Annotated in this window: 16 protein-coding genes; 14 read left to right on the top strand and 2 right to left on the bottom strand. The window is 35.6% G+C overall.

The genetic code is table 11. The annotated features are described in order from the left end of the window. Positions 1-26 precede the first annotated feature (26 nt). The 8 genes from eno (at position 27) to FD26_RS03150 (ending at position 9,838) form a co-directional block, all read left to right on the top strand. Positions 27-1,328 (top strand): phosphopyruvate hydratase, encoded by a 1,302-nt coding sequence (gene eno / locus FD26_RS03115; RefSeq protein ID WP_057866981.1) that lies wholly within the window; start codon positions 27-29, stop codon positions 1,326-1,328. A gap of 84 nt (positions 1,329-1,412) precedes the next feature. Beyond that, entirely contained in the window at positions 1,413-2,474 is a 1,062-nt protein-coding gene (locus tag FD26_RS03120; protein WP_057866982.1) for an oxidoreductase, read from the top strand. Positions 2,475-2,486: 12 nt separating this feature from the next. Then, on the top strand, positions 2,487-4,028 hold the full coding sequence (locus FD26_RS03125; RefSeq protein ID WP_057866983.1) for a ClC family H(+)/Cl(-) exchange transporter: 1,542 nt from the start codon (positions 2,487-2,489) through the stop codon (positions 4,026-4,028). Between the two features lie 73 nt (positions 4,029-4,101). Continuing rightward, entirely contained in the window at positions 4,102-4,338 is a 237-nt protein-coding gene (gene secG, locus FD26_RS03130) for a preprotein translocase subunit SecG (protein WP_057866984.1), read from the top strand. Positions 4,339-4,395: 57 nt separating this feature from the next. Continuing rightward, positions 4,396-5,133, top strand: a complete 738-nt coding sequence (locus tag FD26_RS03135) for an alpha/beta hydrolase (protein WP_057866985.1) — start codon at positions 4,396-4,398, stop codon at positions 5,131-5,133. Positions 5,134-5,141: 8 nt separating this feature from the next. Continuing rightward, the gene (gene rnr, locus FD26_RS03140; RefSeq protein WP_057866986.1) at positions 5,142-7,472 is read left to right on the top strand and encodes a ribonuclease R; all 2,331 of its coding nucleotides are present in this window, start codon (positions 5,142-5,144) and stop codon (positions 7,470-7,472) included. 5 nt (positions 7,473-7,477) lie between these two features. Then, positions 7,478-7,948 (top strand): SsrA-binding protein SmpB, encoded by a 471-nt coding sequence (gene smpB, locus FD26_RS03145; RefSeq protein WP_057866997.1) that lies wholly within the window; start codon positions 7,478-7,480, stop codon positions 7,946-7,948. A 90-nt stretch (positions 7,949-8,038) separates the two neighbouring features. Continuing rightward, positions 8,039-9,838: a DUF2207 domain-containing protein gene (locus tag FD26_RS03150; RefSeq protein ID WP_057866987.1), complete on the top strand. Its 1,800-nt coding sequence runs from the start codon at positions 8,039-8,041 to the stop codon at positions 9,836-9,838. A gap of 95 nt (positions 9,839-9,933) precedes the next feature. Here FD26_RS03150 and FD26_RS03155 read toward each other — a convergent pair whose 3' ends face one another. Together FD26_RS03155 and FD26_RS03160 are read right to left on the bottom strand one after the other, a co-directional pair. Further along, on the bottom strand, positions 9,934-11,202 hold the full coding sequence (locus FD26_RS03155) for a SpaA isopeptide-forming pilin-related protein (protein WP_057866988.1): 1,269 nt from the start codon (positions 11,200-11,202) through the stop codon (positions 9,934-9,936). After that, positions 11,177-12,112: an Ig-like domain-containing protein gene (locus FD26_RS03160; RefSeq protein WP_057866989.1), complete on the bottom strand. Its 936-nt coding sequence runs from the start codon at positions 12,110-12,112 to the stop codon at positions 11,177-11,179. The genes FD26_RS03155 and FD26_RS03160 overlap by 26 nt, the downstream gene beginning before the upstream one ends. 261 nt (positions 12,113-12,373) lie before the next feature. On the opposite strand from FD26_RS03160, the gene FD26_RS03165 reads away from it, so the two are divergent. The 6 genes from FD26_RS03165 (at position 12,374) to FD26_RS03190 (ending at position 19,063) form a co-directional block, all read left to right on the top strand. After that, entirely contained in the window at positions 12,374-13,018 is a 645-nt protein-coding gene (locus FD26_RS03165) for a deoxynucleoside kinase (RefSeq protein ID WP_057866998.1), read from the top strand. 141 nt (positions 13,019-13,159) lie between these two features. Next, complete coding sequence (locus FD26_RS03170; protein WP_057866990.1) at positions 13,160-13,654, top strand: QueT transporter family protein; 495 nt, start codon at positions 13,160-13,162, stop codon at positions 13,652-13,654. Positions 13,655-13,730: 76 nt separating this feature from the next. Next, a complete protein-coding gene (locus FD26_RS03175) occupies positions 13,731-14,930 on the top strand; it encodes a glycosyltransferase family 4 protein (RefSeq protein WP_057866991.1) in 1,200 nt (399 codons plus the stop codon). Beyond that, positions 14,923-15,957 carry a glycosyltransferase family 4 protein gene (locus tag FD26_RS03180; protein ID WP_057866992.1) on the top strand — a complete coding sequence of 345 codons (1,035 nt, stop codon included), beginning with the start codon at positions 14,923-14,925 and terminating at the stop codon, positions 15,955-15,957. The genes FD26_RS03175 and FD26_RS03180 overlap by 8 nt, the downstream gene beginning before the upstream one ends. Then, positions 15,957-17,000, top strand: coding sequence for a lysylphosphatidylglycerol synthase transmembrane domain-containing protein (locus FD26_RS03185; RefSeq protein ID WP_057866993.1), 1,044 nt, complete (start codon positions 15,957-15,959; stop codon positions 16,998-17,000). Before FD26_RS03180 ends, FD26_RS03185 begins: the two co-directional genes overlap by 1 nt. Continuing rightward, entirely contained in the window at positions 17,000-19,063 is a 2,064-nt protein-coding gene (locus FD26_RS03190) for an LTA synthase family protein (protein WP_057866994.1), read from the top strand. The genes FD26_RS03185 and FD26_RS03190 overlap by 1 nt, the downstream gene beginning before the upstream one ends. Positions 19,064-19,191: the final 128 nt, after the last annotated feature.

A 19,191-nucleotide genomic window follows, 5' to 3' on the forward strand; every position in this document is an offset into this window, starting at 1 on the left:
AAAATCATAAAGGAGATTTTTAAAATATGTCTGTAATTACTGATATTTTAGGCCGTGAAGTTCTTGATTCACGTGGTAACCCAACTGTTGAAGTTGAACTATATACTGAATTAGGTGGCTTTGGCCGCGCACTTGTTCCTTCAGGTGCTTCAACTGGTGAACACGAAGCTGTTGAATTGCGTGATGGCGACAAATCACGTTTTGGTGGTAAGGGTGTTCTTAAAGCCGTTGCTAACGTAAATGATAAGATTGCTAAAAAGGTTATTGGTATGGACGTTACTGACCAACGTGCCATTGACCAAGCTATGATCGACCTTGATGGTACACCAAACAAAGGTACTCTTGGTGCTAATGCTATTCTTGGTGTTTCATTGGCTGCTGCACGTGCTGCTGCTGACGAATTAGGTCTTCCATTGTACGAATACCTTGGTGGTCCTAATGCTCATGTAATGCCAACACCTATGATGAACGTTATCAATGGTGGTAAGCATGCTGACAATAACGTTGATTTCCAAGAATTCATGATTGTACCTGTTGGTGCAAAATCAATGCGTGAAGCTGTACGTATGGGTGCAGAAACATTCCACTCACTTAAAGCTGTTCTTGAAAGCCGTGGCTTGAACACAGCTGTTGGTGATGAAGGTGGTTTCGCTCCTGACCTTGAAAACAACGAAGCTCCTTTCAGGATTTTGGTTGAAGCTATTGAAAAAGCAGGTTACAAGCCTGGTGACGATGTTGCTATTGGATTTGACTGTGCTTCATCAGAATTCTACAACAAAGATACTCACAAGTACGAATTAAAGGGTGAAGGCGACAATGGTGCTGTTCTTTCAACAGACGAATTTATCGACTTGCTTGATGGTATCGTTGACAAGTACCCAGTTATTACAATCGAAGATCCTATCGATGAAAATGAATGGGAAGATTGGCAAAAAGTTACTGCTAAACTTGGTAAGAAAGTACAACTTGTTGGTGATGACTTGTTCGTTACAAACACAGACTACTTGAAGAAGGGTATTGAAATGGGAGTTTCAAACTCAATCCTTATCAAGCTTAACCAAATCGGTACACTTACAGAAACATTTGAAGCTATCGAAATGGCTAAAGAAGCTGGCTTTACAGCTGTTGTTTCACACCGTTCAGGTGAAACAGAAGATACAACAATTGCTGACCTTGTTGTTGCTACAAACGCTGGTCAAATCAAGACTGGTTCAATGAGTCGTACAGACCGTATTGCTAAGTACAACCAATTGATGAGAATCGAAGATCAACTTGGTGACCAAGCTGAATACAAGGGTATCAAGAGTTTCTACAACTTAAACAAATAATTACTATAAGTGATTAATTAAAACAGCCTTAGGGCTGTTTTTTTTGTACAATAATAGTAGCTTATAAAATTGGAGGATACTTGTATGACATTAAAAATTGCTTTCATTGGTTTTGGTAAGTCAGCTAATCGTTATCATTTGCCATATTTGAATATTAGAAAAAATTTTCAAGTAAAAACGATATATACTCGTAAAGCTGTTAATGAATCATTGGCTCAACCCTATCGTGAAAAGGGTGTTAATTTCACTAATGATTTGAATGATATTTTAAATGATCCTGAAATTGATGTGGTAACGATTTGCACACCGGCTCAAACTCACTATCAGTTAGCTAAGAGTGTTATTGAAGCAAAAAAATCAGTTATTGTTGAAAAACCGTTTGTTGATACTTTGGATCATGCCAAAGAATTAATTAAATTAGGGAAGGACAATAATGTTCTAGTGATGCCATATCAAAATCGCCGCTTTGATGGAGATTATCTAGCTGCTAAACAAGTAATTGACCAAGGTTTTTTAGGCGATATTGTTGAAGTAGAGTCACATATTGACTATTACCGTCCTAATAGTGTTAACCAACCGGGATCTAAAGAACAAGGTGAGTTCTATGGTTTAGGTATTCATTTGATGGATCGAATGGTAGCTTTATTTGGTCGTCCAGATCAGGTAGTCTATGATATTAGAAATACTGAAGTCAGTGATGCTGTGGATAATTATTTTGATGTTGATTTGCATTATGGCACTAAAATGAAGGCTAAGGTAAAAGTAAGTACTGATGTTGCCAAAGAGTATCCTCGATTTATTGTCCATGGCATGAATGGTTCATTTGTTAAATATGGAGCTGACCAGCAAGAGAACGATTTGAAAGCGGGAATCATGCCAGGAACTGCTGGATTTGGCGAAGATAGTCCAATGTATTATGGAATTGCCAAATATCAAAATACTAATGGCGACTGGATTGAAAAGCAAATTAAAACGCCATTAGGTGACTATGGTTTGTATTATGATTCGGTTTATCAAACTTTAGTCAACAAAAAAGCACGTTTAGTATCGGATGAAGAAATTTTGACTGATATGGAGATTTTAGAGGCCGGTTTTTACCAACCATCACCTTCAATTTATAATGTGCCAAAATTAGATTTAAAGTAATAGGGGAAAAAGATGAAGGTAGCTTTTAATGATAATGAAAAATTAAGATTAACTTTAGAGGGGATACTAGTTGGAATTATTTCTGGAGTTGTGGTTAGCATGTTCCGCTGGTCGATTGCCCATTCTTTAAAGTTATTTCAAGGACTTTATATTGCTGCCCGGACTAATTTAGGCTTAGTGATTGGCTTAGTTTTCTTGATGATTGCAATTGCTCTGGTAGTTGGCTATTTATTGAAAAAAGAACCTAATATTTCTGGTTCTGGTATTCCACAGGTTGAGGCTCAATTAGGCGGAGAAATGCAGATGAAGTGGTGGTCCATTTTGTGGCGCAAATTCATTGGTGGTATTTTGAGTATAGGGCCAGGTTTATTTTTAGGACGAGAAGGGCCATCGATTCAATTAGGTGCAGCTGTTGGTCAAGGTGTTGGCGATTTGACGCATGATAATGTGGGCGTTAATCAGCGGGTTTTAATTGCTAGTGGTGCGGCAGCAGGATTGTCGGCAGCTTTTAGTGCTCCAATTGCCGGAGCCATGTTTGTTTTGGAGGAAGTTTATCATAACTTCTCACCGTTGGTTTGGATTACATCTTTAGCCAGTGCAGTTACTGCCAATGTTATTGCATTATATGTTTTTGGATTACAGCCTGTATTGCAGGTGCCATACCGATTCAGTCTGCCAATTAAATATTATTGGCACTTGATTGTTTTAGGAATTATTTTAGGTTTGATGGGGCGTTTGTACCAGGTTTTAACGTTATCAATGCCAGCAATTTATAATAAGACTCGTTTGCCACGATATCTTCAAGGAATTGTTCCGTTAATTTTAATTGTTCCTTTAGGGATGATGGTGCCACAATTTATCGGTGGCGGTAATGAGATAATTGTTAGTTTGGAAAAATATGGAACTAGTTTGACGTTAATGTTGGGCTTGTTGGCTTTACGATTTATTTTTTCAATGATATCTTATGGTTCGGGAGTTCCAGGTGGAATCTTTTTACCAATTTTAAACTTGGGTGCCATTATTGGCGCCATCTATGCAATAGTTATGAGTCAATTAGGTTTGTTGCCAATTTATTTTGAAAGTAACTTAATAATCTTTGCTATGGCGGGCTACTTTGCTTGTATTAGTAAGGCGCCATTTACGGCAATTATTTTAGTCACGGAAATGGTTGGTTCCTTGAAGCACTTGATGCCTTTGGCCGTTTTATCTTTAGTGGCTTATATTGTGGTTGATCTATTAAATGGGGCACCGATTTATGAGGCTTTGAAAGAACGATTGAATATCAATTCTGATTATTTGAATCGTGTCAGCAAGTTAAATGATCGTTTGGAAGTACCAATTTATGAAGGCAGTTCAATTGATGGTAAATATATACGAGACATACCATTTCCAAAGGATATTTTAGTGGTAGCCATTTATCGAGGCGAACGTCAATTAATTCCTCGTGGCGACACATTGGTTAAGGCTGGCGACCGTTTAATATGTATGGTTAATGCTGGTCAACGAGCTCGCGTATCTCAAAAGTTAAAAGACTTGATTAATGGAATTAACTAGAAATTTGACCACTTTTATGTTATTGTTTTAGGAGTGATTTCAGCTTTTAACACCATGAACGGAGGTTTTACAGGTGTATAATATTATCGAGACAGTGTTGATAATCGTATCCATTTTGATAATTATTGCCGTGCTAATGCAGCCTACAAAGCAACAAGATGCTTTGAATGCATTGTCCGGTGGTGGTGGTGACCTATTCAGCAACCAGAAGAAACGTGGTTTTGAAGCCTTCATGGTTAAGGTTACCTACGTTTTACTAGTACTATTTTTTGTATGTTCACTCGTATTAGTATACTTATCATCTCACTAAGCGATTTATCCTCCTGAAGTTACTCAGGAGGTTTTTTGTTATAAGGAGCAAAATAGTATGAAAATATTGACACCAAAGCCATTCTATTTTGATAATGGAACTAGTGCTATTTTATTGCTACATTCATTTTCAGGTACGCCGAATGATATGCGACTTTTGGGACGATTTTTAGAAAGACATAATTATTCAGTCTATGCACCAATGTTCGCTGGACATGGAACATCTGAACCGTTAGATATTTTGCAGCAAGGTTCACCTGAAAAGTGGTGGCAACAAACACAAGCAGCTGTTCAATTTTTAAAGGATCAGCAAAAGACGAAAGTCTATGTTTTTGGATTATCTTTGGGAGCAATTTTTGCTACTAAAGCATTGGAATCAATTCCTGAAGTAGTTGCGGGTGGAGTTTTTGGTTCTCCTTTATATACTCATGGATATAAAGGAATAAAAAATGCCTTTCTGACTTATGCCAAAAAGGTGTACTCTATTCAACAGAACTTAACTGAAGTAGAAACTGATAATAAACTCCGTTTAGTAGATTCTAAGATTGATGCAAAATTAATGGAAATTAGAAAGACATCTAATCTTGTAGTGGAAAATTTAGCTGAAATAAAACGACCATATTTTATTGGTCAAGGTACGAGTGATAAATTGGTAGATCCTAAAGCAGCTAGTCAAGTTGCAAGGGACGTAAAAACATCACAGCTACATTTATATAATGCAGGGCATGTCCTAACGATTAACCAGGCTCATAATCAAGTAGCAAGTGATGTCTTAAATTTTTTAGAAAATAATTGAGGATAGAAATGCCAGATAAAGAAAATAAATTAATTGCCGACATATTAGAGGTTTTTAGAAGCAACCCTGATCGTCGTTACAAATCTGAACAGATTGAAGATATATTAAGATTGCACGGTGCTTCAGCTTTTAAGCGCGTCGTGAAATCATTAGCCGTCTTAGAAGGTGAAAGTAAGATTACTTTGACTAACAAAGATGAATTTAAAATGGCTACGCCAGAGACAGTTGTTGAAGGTATATTTAAGGGCAATGATAAAGGATTTGGCTTTGTTAGATATGATGAAGTAGATCCTGATGCTTTTATTGCTAGAAGCAATACGATGTTTGCTGTTAACGGAGATACCGTTGAAGTGAAGATCACTAAGCCTTCAAATCCTTGGATTGACAAGGGACCAGAAGGCGAAATTATTAAGATTGAAGAGCGTTCATTAACTAAAGCCGTGGGTGAATTCCATGCTTATAGTGATGCTCAAGTAGAAAAAACGGGTCATTATGGATATGTTCAAAGTCATGAAAAGAAGATTGCTTCATACATGATTTTTATTTCTGATAAGGGCCTACATCCACAAATTGGCGATATGGTTCAGGTGTCAATTGATGAATACCCTAATGCTAAACACCCTCAAAGCATGGAGGGAACAGCCTTAGAAGTTATTGGTAATAAGAATGATCCTGGTGTTGATATCATGTCAATTGTAGTTGACAACGATATTAATCCCGAATTTCCTAATGAGGTTCTTAAAGAAGCTGAAAAGGTTCCTGATCATGTCTTAGATTCTGATCGTGTTGGTCGAAAAGATTTAACTGACAATATGGTTATCACAATTGATGGGGATGACTCAAAGGATTTTGATGATGCTGTTGGATTAGATATCTTGCCAAATGGTAACTATCATTTGGAAGTTGACATTGCGGATGTAACTCATTATGTCAAAGAAGGTTCACCATTAGATCAAGAAGCTTATAGTCGTGGGACAAGTACTTACTTAGTCGATCGAGTAATTCCTATGTTGCCATTCAGATTGTCGAATGGTATTTGTTCTTTGAACCCAGGTGAGGATCGTTTGGCCTTAACTTGTGAGATGGAAATCGATCATCAAGGAAATGTTGTTAAACATGAAATTTATCCTAGTGTGATTAGATCTAAGTATCGTATGACTTATAACAATGTTAATGAAATTCTTAAAGATGATGAATTGTTAACAGAAGAATATGCACCAGTTGTACCAATGCTTAAACAAATGGCTGAACTTCATGAAATTCTTTTCAACAAGCGTCATGAACGTGGTGCTATTGATTTTGAAGAAACTGAAGCTCAAATCATCGTTGATGAGAATGGTAAACCAATCGATATTAAGTTAAGAGAACGTGGAACATCTGAAAAGATGATTGAATCATTCATGTTAGCTGCCAATGAAACAGTTGCTGAACACTATAATGTTAAGCATGTACCATTCTTGTATCGTGTCCATGAAAAGCCAGATGAAGAAAAGATTAAGAACTTCTTTGAATTTGCTGCTGCTATGGGTGTGCAAGTTAAAGGTAATCTAAAAGAAATTACACCTAAGATGTTCCAAAATGTTTTGCAAAGCGTTGTCGGAACACCTGAGGAACAAGTTGTAACTATTATGTTGTTGAGAAGTTTGCAACAAGCTAGATATTCAGATGAACCATTAGGTCACTTTGGTCTAGCTGCTAAGTACTATACTCACTTTACTTCACCAATCAGACGTTACCCTGATTTAACTGTACATCGTATGATTCACAGCTATGCTGAAAATGGCTTTACTGATGAAGAACAGACTAAGTGGTCTAATAAGTTGCAAGAGATTGCTGAACATACTTCTGGTCGTGAAAGAATTTCAATCAATGCAGAACGTGCAGTTGATGATTTGAAGAAGACTGAATACATGGCTGATCAGGTTGGAAATACTTTTGATGCCGTTGTTAGTTCTGTAACTAGTTTTGGGATGTTCATTCAATTGGATAATACAGTTGAAGGATTGATTCATATTTCAAATATGAAGGATGACTTCTACGAATATGATGAAAAGAGCATGTCCATGCATGGGCGTGGTACTGGTAAGACCTTTAAAGTTGGTCAACCAATCAAGGTTAAATTAATCAGAGCGGATGTAGAGCATCGTCAAATTGATTTTGAACGAGTATTAACTCCCGAAGAACAAGAACAAGCTGATAAACGTGAGGCTGAGTTTAAGAAGAAGCGTTCGATGCAACATGGACGCGGACGTGGTGGTCATGGTCGCCATAATGATAATAAAGGCCATGGAAATAAAGATAATAACCATAAGAGACGTGGTAAATACGAAAGTCGGTGATTCTTTTGAAGAAACATCATACAAAAGCTGCTAATGAAGTAGCTAATAATCCTAAAGCTCGTCATGATTATAATATTTTGGAAACTTATGAAGCGGGTATTTCTTTAACCGGAACGGAAATTAAGTCAGTCCGTGCTAGTAAGATGAATATTAAAGATGGTTTCGTTCAAGCTAGAAATGGCGAATTATGGTTGGAAAATGTCAATATCAGTATTTATGATCAAGGCAATATGTTCAACCATGATCCATTAAGAAATCGAAAGTTGCTGCTTCATAAAAAGGAAATCCGCAAAATAACTTCAAGTATTCAAGAAAAAGGAATCACAGTAGTTCCTTTAAAAGTTTATTTGAAGCAGGGTTTCGCCAAGGTATTGATCGGCGTGGCTGAAGGTAAAAAACAATACGATAAACGTGAAACAATTAAAAAACGTGATCAAGAACGAGAAATTAGACGTGTTATGAAAAACACGTATTAATTTTTCTAATGATCGCTTTTTTTTTGCCTAAAATAGGATGTATTATTTAATATGATAAAATACATATTATAGATATACTTGGGGGTAACAATGAAAAAAATATGGGGACTTCTTTTTACTATTGTGGCAATATTATTAGCTTTTCAAACCACAACGGTAGTTAAAGCTGATGGTAAGTTTGAAATAAAAAATTACCACGCTACTGCAGATGTTCAGAAAAATGGCGATATTGATTTAACTCAGCGAATAAATTATCAATTTAACGGTAACTTTCACGGAGTTTATTATAATCAGTCATTAGATGGAATTAAGGGTGCCAGCCGTCCAGAAGTTTACATTAACGATGGTTATCAAACTCAAAAACTAACTAGCTCATCATCAGGCGATGAAAATACTTTCAAAGTGTCACACGATTCAGAGGAAATGAATATCAAAGTTTATCATTCTGCAACGACTGAGAAATTGACTTTTATTTATAAGTATCGCTTGTATGGCGCTGTAACAAATTATTTGGACACTGCGGAATTAAAGTGGAAGATGATTGGCGAAGGTTGGGATAGCAGTTTATATAATGTTAAATTAACCGTTAACTTGCCTGAAGGAAACGTTCCTGAATTACAGGCTTGGACACATGGGCCATCAAATGGCTATACAAGTGTTCAAAGAAAAAAAGGTAGAGTTATTATGACTCTTGATTATTTACCTTCACATCAATTCGTAGAGACACACATGCTATTTCCTTCAGCAGTTACTTCTCAAAATCCCAATGTAGTAAATAAAAATGAAAAAAAGAAAGCTTTGGCCCAGGAGAAAAAATTAGTTGAAGAGGCTAATAGTAATCGTGAGCGTAAGGAAATGATTTTCCGAAGTTTAATGATTTTTGGTGCAATAGTTATTGTAATAATTTATTTGTATCGCTTTTTTAGCTATAAAAAGAACCCTGGAAATAAGCACGTTATTCCTACGCCAATTTATCATATTTTTGATGAACCTAAATTTAAACCTAGTTTTACAAAAGTGATTTTAGATCGAAGCGATAGGGCCGATAATATCTCTCTTACTGCTGATTTGTTGGAAGAAGTAGGAAAGCATCGGATGAAGATCGATAAGTTTGGCAGCACGTATGAAATTACTGCCTTAGTGCCACCAACGAATACTTTTTTTAAGTATTTAATTGAAGATATTGGTGATGGTAAAAAGGTTAATTTGCGTCAAATTAAGGCAGCAGCCCAAAGTTACAACAATAAAGATAAAATGCTACATAAATTTAATCATTGGGCGAAAGAAGCTGCTCAAGGACGAGACAAGTATTTAGATATTGAAAATATGAACATTGTTGATGATTTTCGCTTTTCTGCAATTGCTACTAATATTATTGTATTTATTATGTTTATGATTGGACTTATTTTTGGCAAGAATATCTTAGCAATTGGAATTTTGGCTGTAATTACTGCTTTGGTAGCTTGGGGACTGTATTTCCTTGCCAAACGTAAAATTACGCCTTATACAGATTTAGGCGAGGATGAGGTTAATCGGATCAGGGCTTTCAAGCGGATGCTAAATGATATTAATGATATCAAAATGGCTGAAGTGGGAGATTTGATCCTCTGGGAACAATTCTTACCCTATGCGGTAGCTTTTGGGGTTTCTGAGAAAGTAATTAAGGCCTTAAAAGTTAATTTTGGGGTAGAGGAAATAAATAGTTCGAGTGTGGCACCGTATTATATTGGCGCTGCTAGTTTTATTAATGTAGGATCGACTGGTTTTCAGGCTGCCTTTACTAGTGCTATTGGGGCTGGCGGCAGTTCTAGTTTGTCGGGTGGTTCAGGTGGTTTTACTGGCGGTTCAGTCGGTGGATTTGGCGGTGGCTCCGGTGGTGGAGCCTTTTAAAGATTTAATTTTGAGTATCAAAAAAGTCCATTGTGATTTACCATTCAACATGGTTATCACAATGGACTTTTTGTATATTTCAAATTTTTTAATTTCTAAGCACGACGACGTTTTGTATAAACGACACTTGCAAGAATAATTAAACCTAATAAAGTTGCAACGAGACTAGATTTTTCACCAGTTTGTGGAAGTGAACCATTGCTTGAACCGTTGTTTGAATTACCAGGATTAATGGGGTTAGTAATAAGTCCACCATCGGTATTGCCATTGTTGTTTGAACCTGGATTTTCAGGATCAACAATTACACCACCGTTGTTATCTTCTTCATTATCATTATTATCGCCAGGCTCTTCGGTATTGCCGCCTTCATTGCCACCATTAGTGCGTGGATCAGAGGTTTCGAGAGTACCTAGTCCAATATCTTTGTCAGTAACAGTAAAGTGAATAGGGTTAGGATTTAGACCATAACCATCTGGAGCTTTAGTTTCTAAGAAATAGTAGCTACCAGGTTTTAAATTATTAGCCTGAATAACACCATCTTCATTAGTTATATAAACATCAATAGGATTTCCATCAGCATCATATAGAGTATATTCAGCTCCGGGAACACCAATATTTTCATCAGGTACATCAGCATCATACTTAATCATTGAGACATTGAAATTACCATCAATTCCAGTTTCTTTATCATTTTCTACTGAAATGATAGCTGGTGTTTGAGAATTATCTCCAACGGTAAAATGAATATCTTTATCATTTAAAATGTAACCATCTGGGGCTTTAGTTTCCCTCAAAATGTAATTTCCATAAGGAATATTATACATATGGCCATAGCCCAAACGGTCTGTCGTTATTTGACCAATGACTTCGTTAGTATCAGCATTGATGACATCAAATTCGGCGCCTGGCAAACGATAGCCTGTCAGAGCATCCAACTTTTGAATGATGATTGAGCCTTCTTTAGAATTCTCTAATTCATCCTCAGTTGAAACCTCAATAGGGGTAGTTGTTTGTCCAGTTATTGTGAAAGGAATCAAATTCGTGTTACTTTGGTAGCCATCTGGGGCCTTAGTTTCTATAAAGTAGTAGTCGCCAGCACTGAGGCTATTGACTGTAATTTGACCATTTTCATTAGTAGTTAGGTTGCTTTGAATCAATTTGTCTTCGCCGTTAACTTTTTGATAAAGACTATAAGTTGCTCCGGGAAGCAGGGTACTGTTGTTATCAGCACTTGTTTTAGTAAGAACGACAGAACCCTTTTTAGAACCATTACCACTACCAGAATTTGCATTTCCAGTTACTTTTGCAGAGGTATTACTTTCGAATTGACTTCCCCCGTTACCATTCCCCCTTAAATGAACCATTCATGCTAGCCTCATTGCGGAAAACTGTTCCATCGGATGGTTGTTCTGGATTCTTTAATTTAGTTTGGTAGGTAATAAGAAACATCTGTGTACCAGTACCTTCAAAATCAACACTGAAGGTACCATTAGCATTAGTTGTTATTTGATGTTGATCGGTAACATATTTGCCTTTATTATATGAGCCACCTTCCTTATCGTTCCAAGTGGCCTCACGAATGGCGATTGAACCATCCACGAATTCTAGATTAGGATCTAGCATCGTGTCAGTAACAGTCATATTCTTCAAATCTAATTCATTACGGTTAACTAAAATAGACCAAGTTACTATGGCATTGCCATTTTCATCTGTGCCTAGTGTACCCTTTTTTGTTAAATCGTTTTCAGTGATAGGTCTAACATTCAGAGTACTTTCTTGGTCTCCATTCATAGTTGGAAAGTAAACTGAATTTTCACCAAGTTGAGTATTGTCTTTATTGACGCCAACGCCGTTCCCAATAGTAAATTTTCCGCTAGCATCAGGATGATTTTCAATTTTGTCGTTAAAGACAACCTTAATTTGATCTGGACTAACTAAAGTAGCAGTTCCAATAACATTACCATCATTGTCTGTAACATCGAATGTTTCACCATTATTAGAATTCTTAATTGCCAATTGATCTGGTAATTCAATAGTTAATGTATCTCCTGGATTCAATTGTCCGATTTTAGAACAATCATATTCATATTCAATACCAACTGATTGGCTATAACTATAGGTGGTATCCTGTTTGATGATCGTACCACTAGTGATCATATCAGTACTACCATAGTCAGCAGCTTGGACATTTTCAGAATTAAATGAAAATGCTAAGACAACTAAACCAAGAGCGGCCACGAAGGCAGCTAAAAAATTGCGTAATTTTTTCCCCATATTTATTCCCCTTTCTATTTCTATAGTACAAATTTAATTATAAGGGGAATTTACTATTTTAAACGGGGGATAAGCCAAATATTAAGAAATAATTTTTTAAAACAAAAAGCCTCTATTGCTGGGATGTAATCCGTTATCATACCTACCACATCTTGTGAAATTTTCGAAATCTATACAATATATAGAATAGAAGTGATATCATAATGAATGTTGTTTTTTTACAAATTAAGAGAATTAAATGAGGTATGGAGGAGAATAATGATGATCGTATTGAGCGGCGCAATCGGAGCCGGAAAGAGTTCATTAGCAGGAATTTTATCAGAACATTTAGGAACAGAGGCTTTCTATGAACAGGTTGATAATAATCCCGTTTTACCACTATTTTACAAGGACCCTAAGAAGTATGCGTTTCTACTACAAATTTACTTCTTAAACAAACGTTTTGAATCAATCAAGAAGGCTATGGTACAAGATAATAATGTTTTGGACCGTTCTATCTATGAAGATTCACTATTTTTCCATATGAATGCTGATATGGGCAGAGCTACTCCTCAAGAAGTAAAAGTTTATGATGAATTGCTTGATAATATGATGCAAGAACTTCCATATGCTGCATCTAAGAAAGCTCCAGATCTATTGGTTCATTTGGACATTTCATATGATACAATGATTCACCGAATTGAAAAACGTGGTCGTTCATATGAACAACCTGATCAAGATCCTACTTTGCCAGAGTACTATAAGCAATTACTTGCTCGTTACGATGGCTGGTATGATGATTATGATTATAGTCCTAAGATGAAGCTTAATTGTGATAAGTATGATTTTGTCGAAAACCTTGACGATCGTAAAAAAGTTTTGGAATTGATTGATGAACAATTACGAGTTCGTGGAACATTAAAATAAATCTGTAAAAAAGTTCGATCGGTAATTAAATTTACTGTTCGAGCTTTTTTTGTACTTGCGAGTGATACGAAAATAAGATAACCTATTAAAGGCAGTTTGCACTGGTAACCTGCTATCAATTAAAACAGTGGAGGTTTTATTTTGAGTAATCTAAAAACAAGGGATATTACACAATTGGCCTTGATTGCAGCTCTTTATGTAGCTGTGACAATTGCGCCAGGAATTTCAGCATTTTCTTATGGTCAAGTGCAATTCCGAGTTTCAGAAATTTTGATGTTATTGCCATTTTTTAATCATAAATACAGTTGGTCATTGATCATTGGTTGCTTCATTTCTAATATTTTTAGTGCCTCATTAGGAGTAGCGGATTTGATCTTAGGGACTCTAGCAACAGCGATTGCTTGCTTGATTATTACTAGATTACCAGCTGAAAATAAATTCTTATGGGCTGTACCGATAATTTGTGCGGTTGTTAATGGAATTATTGTTGGAGCTGAGTTACATTTTATTTTGCATTTGCCATTCTGGTTAAACTTTGTAACTGTTGGTTTTGGTGAATTAGTTGTTGTAGCCATTGGTGCTGTGATTTTCTACTTCCTAATGCGGAATAAAAATTTCAGCAAATTAATAAGATAAGATAGGAGAGGGAAGTGATTCCCTCTTTTTTTTGTTATAATCTACTTTATAAAGTATTGTGAGGAGATGTGTTTATATGAATATCGGAATTTTTACCGATACATACTTCCCTCAAGTTAGTGGGGTAGCTACATCAATCCAGACATTGAAAAATGACTTAGAGAGAAAGGGTCACTCAGTTTATATTTTTACAACGACTGATCCCAATGTCCCTAAGAACACGATTGAACCAAATATTTTTCGTTTGGCCAGTGTACCTTTTATTTCATTTACTGATAGAAGAATTGCCATTCGAGGGATGTTTCATGCGGTTGATTTAGCTAAAGAATTAAAACTAGATATTATTCACACACAAACCGAGTTTTCATTAGGTATGATGGGTAAGTTTGTTGCAAAGCAATTGAAGATTCCATTCGTTCACACATATCACACAATGTATGAAGATTACTTACATTATGTTTTGAATGGTCATCTGTTGAAACCTTACCATGTTAAACAAATGACGAGACTCTTTTTGAAAAATGCTTCTGGTGTAGTGGCACCAAGTAAACAAGTTAAAGAAACCATGGATCGTTATGGCATCAAGACACCTATTTCCATTATTCCAACCGGCGTTGATTTGTCAGAGTATACTAAACCAGTCAATGCCTCAGTGGTTCGAGAAAAATTAGGTATTGCTGAAGATACACCAGTCATTTTGATGTTGAGCCGAATTGCTTTAGAGAAAAAAATCGATCATATGTTAAAATCAATGCCAGAATTATTACAATATAATCCAAAGATTATGTTGGTAATTGTTGGTGATGGACCTGATATGGATGAATTGGTTCAGATGAGTAAGGACTTAGGAATCAGCAATAGTGTTATCTTTACTGGTGAAGTGGAACATGATCAGATTTCGCCTTATTATCATATGGCTGATTTATTCGTTTCATCTAGTGATACTGAGTCGCAAGGTTTAACCTATATCGAAGCAATTGCTTCTGGAACTAAAATTGTTGTTAGAAGCGCTCCGTATACTGATGCTTTGTTGACTGATCCTTCAGTTGGTGTAACATTCAACGAAGATGATCAATTGGTACCTAAGATAGAAACTTACTTAGATCATCCTAATTCATTTGATGATCGGGAAGCACGTCAAAAAGTACTATATGGCATTTCATCTGATGGGTTTGGAAATGCAGTTCTTGATTTCTATCGTCGAGCTGAAGACTACTTTGTAAGAGAGAAACTTTCTGATTCATCAATCGATCCAGAGGAGTATTCAAATGATTAAAATAAACATGTTTTCATCAGCAGATAAGGTTGCTGGTCAAGGCGTAGGCAGTGCATATAAAGAATTAATTGGTTTATTGAAAGATTACTTTAGTGATGAATTTGAAGTAAAAATTAATGATTATCATGCGAGTGATTTAAGTCATTATCATACAATTGACCCTCAATTTTATTTGTCAACATTTTCAAAAAAACGTGGTCGTAAAATTGGCTACGTGCACTTTCTTCCTGAGACATTAGAAGGAAGTATTAAATTGCCTGAACCAGCTAAGAGTATTTTCTATAAATATGTTATTAGCTTCTATAAAAGAATGGACCAAATTGTTGTAGTTAATCCCACTTTTATTGATAAGTTGGTTGCTCATGGTTTGGATCGAAACAAAATTAAGTACATTCCTAACTTTGTTTCAACTGAAAACTTTTATGAGAAAACTGCTACAGAGAAAGCTGATTTTCGTAAGAAACTGGGCATTCCTGAAGATAAATTTGTAGTTTTTGGTGATGGTCAAGTTCAAGAACGAAAAGGTGTCGATGATTTTTATAAGTTAGCTCAAACTAATCCTGATATTGAATTTATCTGGGCTGGTGGTTTTTCATTTGGCAAGATTACTGATGGCTATGACCGCTATAAGGATATGATCGACAATGCTCCTGATAATATGAAGTTCACGGGGATAGTTGATAGAAATGATTTAGTCAACTACTATAATATTTGTGATCTGTTCTTGTTGCCTTCATACGATGAGTTGTTCCCAATGTCTGTTTTAGAAGCCTTTAGTTGTGGAGCACCGGTTTTGTTACGGGATCTTGAGTTATATCGAGCTATTATTGATGGCTACTATCAAAAAGCAGATGATTTTGCAGATATGAATGCTTTCATTAACAAAGCTAATCAGGATCGGTCAATTCTGGCTGACTATAAGAAGAAATCTAAGAAAGCTGCCAATCAGTATTCAGAAGATAATTTGAGTAAAATTTGGTATGATTTCTATACGAGTCAATATAATATTGCTAAACGGGATAAATAATGAGTAGAAAACAAATAGCAGCACTTTTTGTAATGCTAGGATTAGGAATTGGTATTTTTTGGTGGGAAGCTAGGGATATTGATTTCAATTCTTTAGTTTCGACTTTTAAGGGGCTTAATTACTTCTGGCTAGCGGTGGCATTTTTGTCAATCTTACTATCGTATGGCGTTGAAGCAATGGTTTTGCATACCTTATTAAAAAAGAAAGAAGATCGTAAGTTTGGTTGGTGGGAAATGTACCGAATTCCATTGATTCAGGCTTTGTTTAATGCGATAACTCCGTTCTCATCTGGCGGTCAGCCGGCGCAATTAGTTGGTTTGATGCAGTCAAAAATAGATGGTGGGCGTGCTAGTTCAGTCTTATTAATGAAGTTTGTTATTTATCAGGCGATGGTTTTGGTTAACTTCATTATTGCAATGCTAGTTAGTTTTAATAGTGTGGCAAAGCACTTTTCTGGCTTAGCTACATTGATTGTTTTTGGAATGGTCATTCACGTTGCAACTATTTCTTTCTTGTTAATGATCATGTATTATTATGATTTCACTAAAAAAATGGTACAAATTGTTCTAAAACCAGTATTATTTTTCCTTAAAGAGGAAAAACGTGATAAAATTTTACAGTCAGCTATGGAAAGTATTGATAGTTTCTACAAAGAAAGTTTAGTTTTGAAGCGTGAAAAGACTAAAGTTATCAAGGCTTCATTATTAACTATCGTGCAGTTATTTCTATACTATTTTGTAGTCTATTTTGTTTTACTGGCACTCAATTGCGATCATGTTAACGTTGTCGATGTTTTGGTAATGCATATTATGATCGTTATGATTGTTTCAATTTTTCCCATTCCTGGTGGATCAGGTGGGGCAGAGTTCAGTTTCAAGACTTTGTTTGCTGGATTCATACCTTCTCCTTCAGGTTTAATCTTGGGTATGTTTTTATGGAGATTTATTACGTATTATTTGGGGATGTTCTTAGGGATTGTTGGTGTTTCAAGGAAACCAAAAATTGAACAACAAGTTGCTAATAAATCTATGGAGCGAAAATAATGAAGCGTATTACTAAAAGTATTTCTAATTTTTTAAATACTAGGCTGGGCTTTGTAATCCTGGCTGTATTTTTATACACCCTTAAAACTATCTATGCTTATGAAACTAAATTTAACTTAGGTGTTAAGGGTTCAATCCAAACTTTCTTGATGATTATTAATCCAATTCCAGTAATGTTATTACTGTTTGGTATTTCATTGTATATGAAAGGAAGAAAGTCCTATATCTTCCTATTAATAATTGATTTTTTGGATACTGTTTGGTTATTCTCAAATATTTTATATTATCGAGAGTTTTCAGACTTTTTAACAATGGTACTTATTAAGGGATCAGGTTCAGTATCGAATAACTTAGGTAAGAGTATCCTAGGTATTTTGAAACCATCCGATTTCTTAGTTTTTATTGATGTTATTATTTTGATATTATTATTGGCGTTCCATATCATCAAAATGGACGTAAAACGATTAAACTGGAAGATTCCAGTTTTAGTTAGTTCTTTGGCAGTGTTATTGTTTGGGGCTAATTTAACTTTAGCCGAAAGTGATCGTTCACAATTGTTAACAAGAACTTTTGATAATAATTACATTGTTAAATACTTGGGGCTGAATGTTTTTAACGTTTACGATATGATCAAAACAACAAAAACTAATGCAGTTAAATCTCAAGCCAAGAGTTCTGATATTGATTCAATTGAGAAGTATATGAAGAATAATTACGTTCAGCCAAACGTCGAATATACAGGCGTTGCCAAAGGAAAGAATGTCTTTGTTATTCATTTGGAGAGTTTGCAACAATTCATGATTGATTATAAGTGGGATGGACAAGAGGTTACTCCTAACTTGAATAAAATTTATCATGAAGATGACACTTTGAGTTTTGATAATTTCTTTAATCAAGTTGGTCAAGGTAAAACAGCCGATGCTGAGTTGATGTTGGAGAATTCACTCTTTGGTCTACCAGAAGGATCAGCCATGGTTACTGATGGTACAACAAATACTTTCCAGGCAGCACCAGCTATTTTAGGTCAAGATGGATATACAACAGCCTCATTCCACGGGGATGTTCCAAGTTTCTGGAACCGTGATAACGCATATAAGTCATGGGGTTATGATTATTTCTTCAGTTCTAATTATTATAAAGAGAAGAAGAGTTACAACGTCGGTTATGGTATGAAAGATAAAATCTTCTTGAAAGATTCAGCTCAGTATATCGAACAATTGCCACAACCATTTTATGCAAAACTTATTACGGTTACTAATCACTACCCATACACTTTAGATAAGAAGAATCAGACAATATCTAAAACTAATACCGGTGATAAGACAGTTGATGGTTATGTACAAACGGCCCATTATCTGGATCAATCGATTGGTGAGTTTATGGCATGGTTGAAAGAAACTGGTTTGGATAAGAATAGTATGGTTGTCTTATATGGTGATCATTATGGTATTTCTAATAACCATAAGAAGGCTATGGCTAAGTTGACAGGTATTAAAGGATTTAACGAATTCAATGATGCTCAATGTCAAAGAGTGCCATTTATGATTCATATGGATGGACTTAAGGGTGGCATTAACCATACTTATGGTGGTGAAATTGATGTCTTGCCAACCTTATTGAACTTGTTAGGTGTTGATAATAAGAACATGATTCAATTTGGTAGTGATCTCTTATCGAGTGAACATTCACAAGTTGTCGCCTTTAGAAATGGTAACTTTGTCACACCAACAGTAACCAAAGTAGGAAGTACTTACTATAATACTAAGACTGGTAAAGTAGATAAAAGTATTTCTTCTGCTGAGAAGTCGAAGTTGTCGAACCAGGTAACAACAGAATTGTCATTATCCGATCGGGTAATCAATGGTGATCTATTAAGATTCCATAAGTTACCAGGATTTACGACTGTGAATAAGAAGGATTATTCTTACAAGAAGGCAACTGCCTTGAAGGAATTAAAAAAAGCACAAAAGAAGAATGGAACTAGTTTGTTAGCTCAAAACGATAATAAGTCCATGTTGGACTTGTATCAAACCGATGCTCCTGAATTAAGTTCTACTAAATAAAAGTATTAAGGTCCTGGAGAAAACGTCTCTAGGGCCTTTTTGTGTGCTAAATAATGGTATTTTGAGGCTCTAGAGGGTAGTATAAAAAACGTATCGACTAAAAAATGAAAAAAATACAACTTTTTTGT

The sequence above is a fragment of the Companilactobacillus crustorum JCM 15951 genome (assembly GCF_001434585.1).
Taxonomy (GTDB): domain Bacteria; phylum Bacillota; class Bacilli; order Lactobacillales; family Lactobacillaceae; genus Companilactobacillus; species Companilactobacillus crustorum.

What these genes read in the sequence shown, in the direction of transcription:
- eno (WP_057866981.1), top strand. Translation starts at nt 27, where the DNA reads ATGTCTGTAATTACTGATATTTTAGGCCGTGAAGTTCTTGATTCACGT.
- FD26_RS03120 (WP_057866982.1), top strand. Translation starts at nt 1,413, where the DNA reads ATGACATTAAAAATTGCTTTCATTGGTTTTGGTAAGTCAGCTAATCGT.
- FD26_RS03125 (WP_057866983.1), top strand. Translation starts at nt 2,487, where the DNA reads ATGAAGGTAGCTTTTAATGATAATGAAAAATTAAGATTAACTTTAGAG.
- FD26_RS03135 (WP_057866985.1), top strand. Translation starts at nt 4,396, where the DNA reads ATGAAAATATTGACACCAAAGCCATTCTATTTTGATAATGGAACTAGT.
- rnr (WP_057866986.1), top strand. Translation starts at nt 5,142, where the DNA reads ATGCCAGATAAAGAAAATAAATTAATTGCCGACATATTAGAGGTTTTT.
- FD26_RS03150 (WP_057866987.1), top strand. Translation starts at nt 8,039, where the DNA reads ATGAAAAAAATATGGGGACTTCTTTTTACTATTGTGGCAATATTATTA.
- FD26_RS03155 (WP_057866988.1), bottom strand. Translation starts at nt 11,202, where the DNA reads ATGGTTCATTTAAGGGGGAATGGTAACGGGGGAAGTCAATTCGAAAGT.
- FD26_RS03160 (WP_057866989.1), bottom strand. Translation starts at nt 12,112, where the DNA reads ATGGGGAAAAAATTACGCAATTTTTTAGCTGCCTTCGTGGCCGCTCTT.
- FD26_RS03165 (WP_057866998.1), top strand. Translation starts at nt 12,374, where the DNA reads ATGATCGTATTGAGCGGCGCAATCGGAGCCGGAAAGAGTTCATTAGCA.
- FD26_RS03175 (WP_057866991.1), top strand. Translation starts at nt 13,731, where the DNA reads ATGAATATCGGAATTTTTACCGATACATACTTCCCTCAAGTTAGTGGG.
- FD26_RS03180 (WP_057866992.1), top strand. Translation starts at nt 14,923, where the DNA reads ATGATTAAAATAAACATGTTTTCATCAGCAGATAAGGTTGCTGGTCAA.
- FD26_RS03185 (WP_057866993.1), top strand. Translation starts at nt 15,957, where the DNA reads ATGAGTAGAAAACAAATAGCAGCACTTTTTGTAATGCTAGGATTAGGA.
- FD26_RS03190 (WP_057866994.1), top strand. Translation starts at nt 17,000, where the DNA reads ATGAAGCGTATTACTAAAAGTATTTCTAATTTTTTAAATACTAGGCTG.